The following is an 8,400-nucleotide window of genomic DNA, read 5'->3' as shown; positions in this document are numbered from 1 at the left end:
GGGTGGAACTGACTTTGGAGAGCGGCCGATCAGCCTGGGTTTACAGGCTGATGGAAGCATCACTGGTGGAACTGGAGTAAACGTTATTTTTTGACCCACTGGCCGTTGATCAGCACAAACTGGCCAGCCGGTGTTTTCTCGATGGCTTTCTGACCAGCCACAGTTTCCACCTGGGTAACAGGGATATCATGTCGCTCGGCAATGCGGGTGTACTCGGCTCGGCGAGCGCTGTTGATCGCGTCTACCACCGCCCGGGCGTCGGCACCAGCACGGACGACATCCAGGTAACCTGTCGGCGTTTCACCTACCAGGCCCTGTTGTTTTACGGTATCCAGCTTCTGTTTGGCTGCGTCCAGGTCCATGGCAAACGCTGGTAACGTCATGCCAAGGGCCAGTACAAAGATACCCAGTTGCATCAGTCGTTTCATCATCAACCCCTTGATAAGCCTTTAGCGGTGTCCTGTTCCATTCAGAACAGGCCCTTTTCGGTGAACAATGCATCGACGTCTCGATCGACTTTAACGTAGATCTCGTGCTGGATCTTGACGTTCAGGTTCACGGTAATCGGTTCTTTTGGTGCCGCCATCTGCACCGTTGGCGTGCAGGCAAAGAGCGCAAGCGGCAGCATCGATATCAGCAATACGCGCATCGCCAGCGGCCGGCGAGGCCTCAATGTATTCGTCATGGCATGATCTCCTGCCCGGATTGTTCCAGTCGCTCCCGAACGCGTTCAGTTACGGCTTCGTTTACTCTACCGCTCAGTTGAAGGCTGGTTAACAGAGCGGGGATGTCTTCTTCCAGGTTGATATTGAGCACCACCGGCTGACCGCCTTTAATGTCGGGGTTTTGCCCTTCCAACCTCAAGCCAAGTACTAGCCTGCCATCTTTATCGTAGTCTATCGTGCTATCGAGCACCGAATAGTGAAAGTTTTGCAAAGCCTGCACTACCAATTCCATCGCCTGGCTGCGTCCGAGCATGGTTTGCAGGCGCTCGGCCGGCAGCAGCAACATGCCACCCGGTGCGACAGCCGCTAACTTACCCTGCTCCACGGACAGTCCCGAGGCGCTGACCATAACCGGAACGCGACCGCTGAGCTCTCCCGAGCCAGAAAACCCTTCCGCCGGGTATACCTGCAGCAACCTATCCAGAGAAACTTCATGCACATCGATCGGCAGCAGCCAGGGCTCTGTCGCCAGATCGATGGCGCCAGGCGCTACCCGCAATCGTCCGTCCAGAAAACTTGCGTTGGCTTGCTGGATATCGAGAATGCCGGCAAAAAGATCCGATTGGTTCGCCCGGTAATCCGCCAGAAATCGAATCGGGCCAATGCCGATGCCAGAGTTGATCTGGGCAATGGTCACGTCGCGAAAGCGGGCCACCAGCGCGTCATCCTCCAGGTTAATCAGCAAGCGACCGGTCAGCCCGGACAGCGCGGTGCGATCCATCAGCCCGCTAACGCTGTCAGCGTCCACCCGAGCTTCAAGCGCCAACGGTGAGTCAGCCTCAAGGCGAAGTGTTGCATCTACTCGCAGTTGCCCCGCGTTCAGTTCCAGCAATTCGGGCCAGTCGCTCAGGGTAGTGGCCAGAGTCTTGCTGATTTGTTCTGCGGCCATAGCCAGGGTGACGCGAGCCATGAGGAATTTTTCCGGCACGTTGCGCAGTGTGACGTTCGCCAGCAGGCCCGAATCCGATCGCAATTGCCCGTCAATATTCAGATCGGCCCAGGCGCCATCGATCCTTCCCTCAAAATGCCAGCTCTGAGGCCGGATGCCGGGGTGCCGCACTTCGCCAATAGCAATGGTCAGATTGCCGGCCAATGCACTGCGGTTTATCACAGTGCCGGTGCCGCTGAGATTGACTGTCAGGGTCGCATCGGACAAATCCACTTGCACGTTATCGAGCTCAGTGGCCACGCCAGAGCGATCATGAATCACACGAGCCGCCTGAAGCCGTGAGCCGGGTTTGAAATGAACGATGATTTTACGCTCATCTGCTTCAACCGAGGTGACCATATCAGTACGGATGCCGGTTGCACGCCAATCGCCCGACTGAACATCCGGCAGCGCCAGGCCGATCTGGCCTTGCTGAAGGATCAACGACCAGCCGATGGCGAATGTAGGCTGCGCCAATAGCAAGCAGGCCAGCAAAAACACATTCCGGGTCCAGGGTTTGTAGGCCATGCTGATGACGCGATCACTCATGTCAGTGCCGCTGCTCCTCCAGCCCCTTCTTTCAGCGCCTGAATATCCACCGGCGGCACCCCAAGATCCTGCCACTTCTCAGGATGACAGGTGAACAGCAATATCTGATGGCGACTGGCGGCATCAAACAGGATGCGTTTCATGTCTTCCAGGCGATCCTGATCACTGTGTACCAGGGTGTCATCCAGAATCACCAGTGTTGGTCGACCGGCCTCCAGCAGCAAATCGGCATAAGCCAGCCGGCTGATCAGCCCCATCTGCTCGCGGGCACCGAAGCTGAGCTCCGCCATCTGACCCAGTTCAGCGCCCCGGGTGAAGGTTCCTGGCCGCAGGTGTTCATCCACTTCGAGCTTGGCCTGAGGGAACAACACCGACAAATAGTGATTGAGGTGTTTTTGCAGCGGCGCTTGCAACCGGCGGGTCAGTGCCTGGCGCTTTTCCGTAAGCAAGGTCAGCAGCAGATCCAGAGCCTGGGCTCGGCGATGCAATTCCTGATAACGGCGACTGCATTGCTCCAGCTCCGCCTGCTGTTCGTTGAGCTGCTCTTCGAGGCCTTCGGCGCCCCAGGCTTCCAGCCTTACCTTGATGTCTCTGAGCTCTCGGCCACGGGCTTCCTGGGTCTGGAGCAGGTTGTTGATGGTGTTCTGGTAGCGTTCGATATCCTGCCGGAGCAGGTCCGGGCGGGCATCACGAATGTCACGCTCACGCTGATCCACGCTGGCTTGCAGCCGGGTTGTCTGCCGTTCAATGTCTGTCAGGTCGGCGCTCAGCTGCTTGAGCTGTTGCTGGCGTTCCGGGTTTTGCTCTTCGTCGGCCAGGCGCTGCCACTCTGCTTTTGCGCTGTCTCTGGCCTGCTTTCGGGTTAAAAGCTCGGCCTGATGCCTGCGCTCATCCACTTCCGCTTTATCCAGTACCTGAGAGGCACTGGTGAATGCGGCTTCGGCTTCTACTACTGCCGGCACCGGGCTGGTTTTATCAGGCCGGGCCATGGCCTGCAGTTGATGGGTGGCGGCCTGAAGCTCGCCTTCAACTTCGCGGTGTTCAGCCACCAGCTGATCGATGCTATCTGGCGCAACGGTTTTGAGCAGCTCCTCGGCGTGGGTTAGTGCCCTGCGCGCGGAATCGAACGCAGCCAGGCGGTTTTCAGCCTGCTCTACCGAATCCACACCCAAGGCTTTGCTCTGCTCATCGAACGCTTGCTGAAGGCCGGTCAATCTGCGCCGGGTGCTGGCCAGCTCGCCACCGCCGGGAGTGATCGCCAGGGTGCCCACACCGGGGATGGTCAGGCTGGATTCCTCCAGCAATTGTTGCTCGCCCTGGCCTTGAAGCAGCTTCTGGTTGAGGGTGAGTGAGGCACCCGGCTCCAGCTGCCAGCTTAATCGGGTGGCGATGGTTCGTGACCGGATGGTTTCTTCGGCCAGCTGATGTTCGGTCTTTTTAAGCTGTTTTACCTGGTCGGCATCGATTCGATTTTCCCGGACCTGCTGGCGGGCCTGATCCACCTGTTGCTGGTATTCCCGGGCTTTGGTCAGGTTTTGGGTGAGCGTTTGTTTACGCTGTTCAAGGCGCTGGACGTCCTGTTCCAGACGGCCCCGGGTTTCCAGCAAGCGGGCCAGCTTGAGGTGTTTTTCCGCTGTCTCATAGGCGGCTTTGGCTTCACCCAGCCCTTTGGTCAGGGCCGGTGTTTGCTGCTCCGCGAGACTGAGGGCCTGTTCAGCTTTGTCCAGTTCCGCCTTCCGCGCCGCCAGCTGTTTGCTCACACTTTCCAGGTGGTCCCGGTTCTGTTGCAGCAAACGCTGATTTTGCTGAAGCTGGGCGAGTGTGGCCTTTTCCTGGTTTTGCTGCTGCTCCAGCTGCACCACTTGCCGGTGGCGTTCCCGGGTTTGCTCCAGTTGCCGCCGGGCGTCGTCCCAGGGGCGCTCTGCTTCTACGCGATCAAAATCCTGGCTCAGTTTGCCCAGGCGGTCTACCTGTTCCTGGTATTTGGTAATACGATCGTTCAGCTCGGCTATGTCCTGTTCATGCTGAATACGATCTTTGTCCAGCTGCAGATAATCACCCCGGGGCTTGCCAGTGCCCGTCAGCAGACTGTCCCGCTGGGCTCGTACCGCCTCGATCACGTCATCGCCGCCAGAACTGGCCACCTCACCCACCAGTGAGTTCAAGGCCGATTTCAAATGATCACCGGCGTGCTCCACGGATTGTTCCAGATCCTGGCCGGTGCCCTGCTCTACCCAAAGCAGTCCGGGAATGCCCCAGTGCTCTGCTTTACTGATGCCACGTTTCGGGTACTGGTAACCCATCAGTTCAGACAGTTTTTCTTCGGCATCGTCTTCGCTGTAGCTGTCGGTGCCAATGGTCAGGTCACAGCGTTTGCGCTGGAGAAAACTTTTGGTTAGCCGCCAGGGCTTGTCCTGATGTTCAAAATCCAGCTCGATGGTGGGCGCTGCAGCTGAGTCTCCCCAGGGCCGTAAGTCATCCACTGCGGTCGAGCGATAACGTTCAAAAAAGGCAGCGCGTATGGCACGCACCAGTGTGCTTTTTCCTGATTCGTTAGGGCCGTGAATCAGGTTCAGGCCGGGCTGCAGGTTGTCCAGCACAAAGGGTTTGCGAAACTGGCGCAGTTGCTCAACGCGCATCCGATGCAATTTCATTGGTTGGCCCCCTGGTCCTGATCTTTTAACAGTCCTGCCAGAATCGCCAGGGCATCGCGGGCCGCTTCGCTATGATCGCCCTGTTGCTGCTGGCGCAGGGTGTTGATCACCTCCCCCACGTAACCGTCTGCTTTCAGCGCTTGGATGTCGTCGTCTGTGGGCTCAAGCTGAAGCCCGCTGCGCTCACACCGAACGCTGCGGAACCGGGCTTCCGCCACCGACAAAGCACTCAACAATCGGTCTTCCCCGGCCAACGTGATAGAGCCTTCAAGGCGAAGGTCGAGCACGGAGGACTCAGGCAGTGCCTGCAATCGCTGTAAGAGCTGGTCCAGATCAGACTCGACGGACAAGGTCTCTCGCCATTGATGCCACTGGTAACGCCCGGTAGGTATCTGGATTACCTCCGGCACTGCGCCGGGTTCAGTAACGGTCACAATCAGAGCGTTACCGGCGTCGTTATTGCGGAATCTTTCAGGCTCCGGTGTGCCGCTATACCAGGTGCGCGGGTTGATCTGTTTGGTGCCGTGCCAGTCACCCAGAGCCAGGTAATCCAGCCGACTGGCTTCGGCACGGTCTGCAGCGATGGGATTGGTGGCATCAATATCATCCGATAACAGGCCCTGAACGCTGCCATGGGCCAGACCGACCCTGATCAGGCCTTGGGCGGAATCGTAACCGCTGAACGCGTCAGTCAGGTCACCGTAGGTGTGGCGCTGCATTAAGGGTGCACAGAGTATGGCCAGACCCTGCGGTTGCAGGTTGATCAGGGTCGGCTCAAGGGCAAGGTGCACGTTGTCAGGCACAGCGCCCAATCGCAGAGCGCGCGTCCACACGCTCTCTGCCAGCGCCGCGTCGTGATTGCCGGGCAGCATTACCCAAGGGCCGGCAAAGCCTTGAGTGGCGTTGAATACCCGGCGAATGGTGCGGTCCGAGACGGTTTGTGCATCAAACACATCGCCTGCCACCAGCACCGCATCACAGTGATGCTCTTTGGCGAGCTGTGCGAGCTTTTCGATGGCCTGGAATCGCGCCTCCACCAGGGCGGCGCCGTCTTCGGTGTCAAAGCGGCTGTATGATCGCCCCATTTGCCAGTCGGCAGTGTGCAAAAACCTTGGCATTTTACCTTCCCTAGACAGACTTGAATTTTGTGCCGTTCAGGTGCCATTCATCAGCGCTATTAATAACACCATCAGGAGCACTATACCGAAAGAGCGTTCAGCCGGCTTTGGGCTGCTTGCAATCTCTTGAAAATCGGTTGCGCGACCACAAACAATGCTGCTCTGCTACGGCATCAGGGCCCGGGCTGTAAAATAAGGTAGTATAGGCCCAGATGTGCCGGCCAAACCGATTTACCGGCCAGACAAACCAGGCAAACGAACGCTTTATGAAGATACCAAAACGATTACAGCCCCTTGTCGACGACGGCATGGTGGACGAAGTGTTGTACCAGTTGATGAGCGGTAAGGAAGCACAGGTATACGTTGTGCGCTGCGGCGACAATGTGCGTTGCGCCAAGATCTACAAAGAGGCACAGAAACGCAGTTTTAAGCAGGCCGTGCAGTACCAGGAAGGCCGCAAGGTGCGTAACAGCCGTAACGCCCGCGCCATGGGCAAGAAAACCCGCCATGGCCAGAAAGAGCAGGAAGAAGCCTGGCTGAATGCCGAGGTAGACGCCCTCTACCGGCTGGCAGACGCCGGTGTACGCGTACCACAGCCCTATGGCTTTGTAGATGGCGTACTGCTGATGGAAATGATTGCCGATGAAGACGGTGGGGCCGCCCCAAGGCTGGACGATGTCACGCTGGCACCCGAGCAGGCACGGAGTTACTACGCCAAGGTAATCTCAGACGTGGTGCGCATGCTCAGCGCCGGTTTGATCCACGGCGATCTTTCGGAATTCAACGTTCTGGTCGACCCCACTGGCCCGGTCATTATTGACCTGCCCCAGGCCGTCAACGCTGCCGGCAACAACAGCGCAGAGCGAATGTTGGAGCGAGACGTAGACAATATGCGCCGCTATTTTGGCCGTTTTGCCCCGGAACTGCTGAACACCGATTATGGCAAGGAGATCTGGTCGTTGTACGAATCAGGCGACCTGTACCCCGACAGAAAGCTGACCGGATGCTTTGAGCACAACACCGAAAGCGCCAACGTAGACGAGCTGATGGAAGTGATTGAAGCAGCCAAAGAAGAGGAATGGGAGCGCAAGGAACGCCAGAGGGATGCCGAAGAAGGCGACGACTGATCCCCTGGCCACGATTTGCCTGCAAACTTTTATCGCTACATACGCTCAAAGGTTTGCAGGCAAATATCCACGGTCAATGACAAAGTCTCCAGGGCCGCTGCCCGCGCCCTGCCCTCCGGGCTGGCACGATAGAGATGCGGGGTCATCGCCAGCAAATCGGCAATCGATTCAGCGCTATCCAGATGCAGGGAAAACCGGACATCTTCCGTGCCGGCGCGACGAAACCCCTCCGGCGTCTGGCTGACCTTTTTCGATTCTGCTCTGACTTCCGGATAGATAACCTGCCGCAACTCCCGAAGATGATCCTGCCCTGCGTCCACCTGCAGTAATCTACCGCCCGGGCGAAGCACACGGGCAAACTCCGGGTACACGGGAAAACCAAAAAGACACAACACCCGATCCAGAGACGCGGGCAGCACCGGCAGGTTGGCATTGCTGCCCACCACCCAGCTCGGCCGCGAATCCTGCCGCGCAGCCGCCAACACCGCCCACTTCGAGATATCCAGGCCAAGAATGGCCAGCGAATGCGACGGTTCCGTTGCCACGGCCAACTGCCGCAAGTAATAGCCTTCACCGCAACCGGCATCCAGACAGCTCATCACATTGCCCGCCGGCACACCCTCCAGTGTGGCCCGAGTCACCGCATCCGCAATCGGCTGGTAAAATCCGGCCTCCAGAAACCGCCGCCGCGCCGCCACCATCACCTTGCTGTCACCCGGGTCCAGCGAACGCTTCTTCTGCACCGGCAACAAGTGCACATAACCCTGACGGGCCACATCAAAGTTGTGGCCGCTGGCGCATTGCCACGAACCCGACTCCCGCTGCAAGGCAGCGCCATCCAGAGGGCAGGCTAAGGCGTTAAAGGCTGTGATGGTCATTCAATATCCTGTTATCCGGCTCATCCACCGCAGATTATACATGCTCGGGTCAGACCCAAAGACATTTCACCCGATCAAATGTACTGGGGTCAGACCCCGGTACATTTTGTTACATTGGAGATTGGCGCTGGCAGAAGGGTGGGGTCAGACCCCGAGGGGTCTGACCCCTTTGTAGCCTGCGAATTTGGACCCCGAGGGTAAGACCCCCTTGTAGCCTTCGGATTGGGGCGTCCAAAGGGCGGGGCTATGCAGACTGCGAATATGGAGTATTGCTGATAAACTATGGCGCCTGCTCTTTCGTGGGCTTTGCGTCTTTGCTGTTTACAGGTATTCCCTATGTCTTCTGCTCCATCGCCGATTCCTTCTGCCGCTGATTCCGGCCTGTCGCGCCGCTTTTGCGTGGCGCCCATGATGGATTGGA

7 protein-coding genes are annotated in these 8,400 nt (G+C 58.1%); 1 reads left to right on the top strand and 6 read right to left on the bottom strand.

Going from position 1 to position 8,400, the window contains the following annotated elements; genetic code table 11:
* Positions 1-83 precede the first annotated feature (83 nt).
* The 5 genes from IBX51_RS13410 to IBX51_RS13390 are packed head-to-tail and all read right to left on the bottom strand — an operon-like array spanning position 84 to position 5,974.
* Positions 84-428 carry a YdbL family protein gene (locus IBX51_RS13410; protein ID WP_291831788.1) on the bottom strand — a complete coding sequence of 115 codons (345 nt, stop codon included), beginning with the start codon at positions 426-428 and terminating at the stop codon, positions 84-86.
* A 41-nt stretch (positions 429-469) separates the two neighbouring features.
* Positions 470-649 carry a YnbE family lipoprotein gene (locus IBX51_RS13405; protein WP_291831789.1) on the bottom strand — a complete coding sequence of 60 codons (180 nt, stop codon included), beginning with the start codon at positions 647-649 and terminating at the stop codon, positions 470-472.
* Between the two features lie 32 nt (positions 650-681).
* Positions 682-2,202: a YdbH domain-containing protein gene (locus IBX51_RS13400; RefSeq protein ID WP_291831787.1), complete on the bottom strand. Its 1,521-nt coding sequence runs from the start codon at positions 2,200-2,202 to the stop codon at positions 682-684.
* Positions 2,199-4,856: an AAA family ATPase gene (locus IBX51_RS13395; RefSeq protein WP_291831786.1), complete on the bottom strand. Its 2,658-nt coding sequence runs from the start codon at positions 4,854-4,856 to the stop codon at positions 2,199-2,201. Before IBX51_RS13395 ends, IBX51_RS13400 begins: the two co-directional genes overlap by 4 nt.
* The gene (locus tag IBX51_RS13390; protein WP_291831785.1) at positions 4,853-5,974 is read right to left on the bottom strand and encodes a DNA repair exonuclease; all 1,122 of its coding nucleotides are present in this window, start codon (positions 5,972-5,974) and stop codon (positions 4,853-4,855) included. The genes IBX51_RS13395 and IBX51_RS13390 overlap by 4 nt, the downstream gene beginning before the upstream one ends.
* A gap of 266 nt (positions 5,975-6,240) precedes the next feature.
* On the opposite strand from IBX51_RS13390, the gene IBX51_RS13385 reads away from it, so the two are divergent.
* Positions 6,241-7,101 (top strand): PA4780 family RIO1-like protein kinase, encoded by an 861-nt coding sequence (locus tag IBX51_RS13385; protein WP_291831784.1) that lies wholly within the window; start codon positions 6,241-6,243, stop codon positions 7,099-7,101.
* Positions 7,102-7,136: 35 nt separating this feature from the next.
* Here the strand turns inward: IBX51_RS13385 and IBX51_RS13380 are convergent, their stop codons facing one another.
* Positions 7,137-7,979, bottom strand: coding sequence for a putative RNA methyltransferase (locus IBX51_RS13380; RefSeq protein WP_291831783.1), 843 nt, complete (start codon positions 7,977-7,979; stop codon positions 7,137-7,139).
* Between the last annotated feature and the right edge of the window lie 421 nt (positions 7,980-8,400).

Source organism: Marinobacter sp. (genome assembly GCF_014859525.1).
In the GTDB taxonomy this organism is placed as follows: Bacteria; Pseudomonadota; Gammaproteobacteria; order Pseudomonadales; family Oleiphilaceae; genus Marinobacter.
The sequence above is the reverse complement of the archived record's forward strand: the minus strand, read 5'-3'. Positions and strand labels throughout refer to the sequence as shown.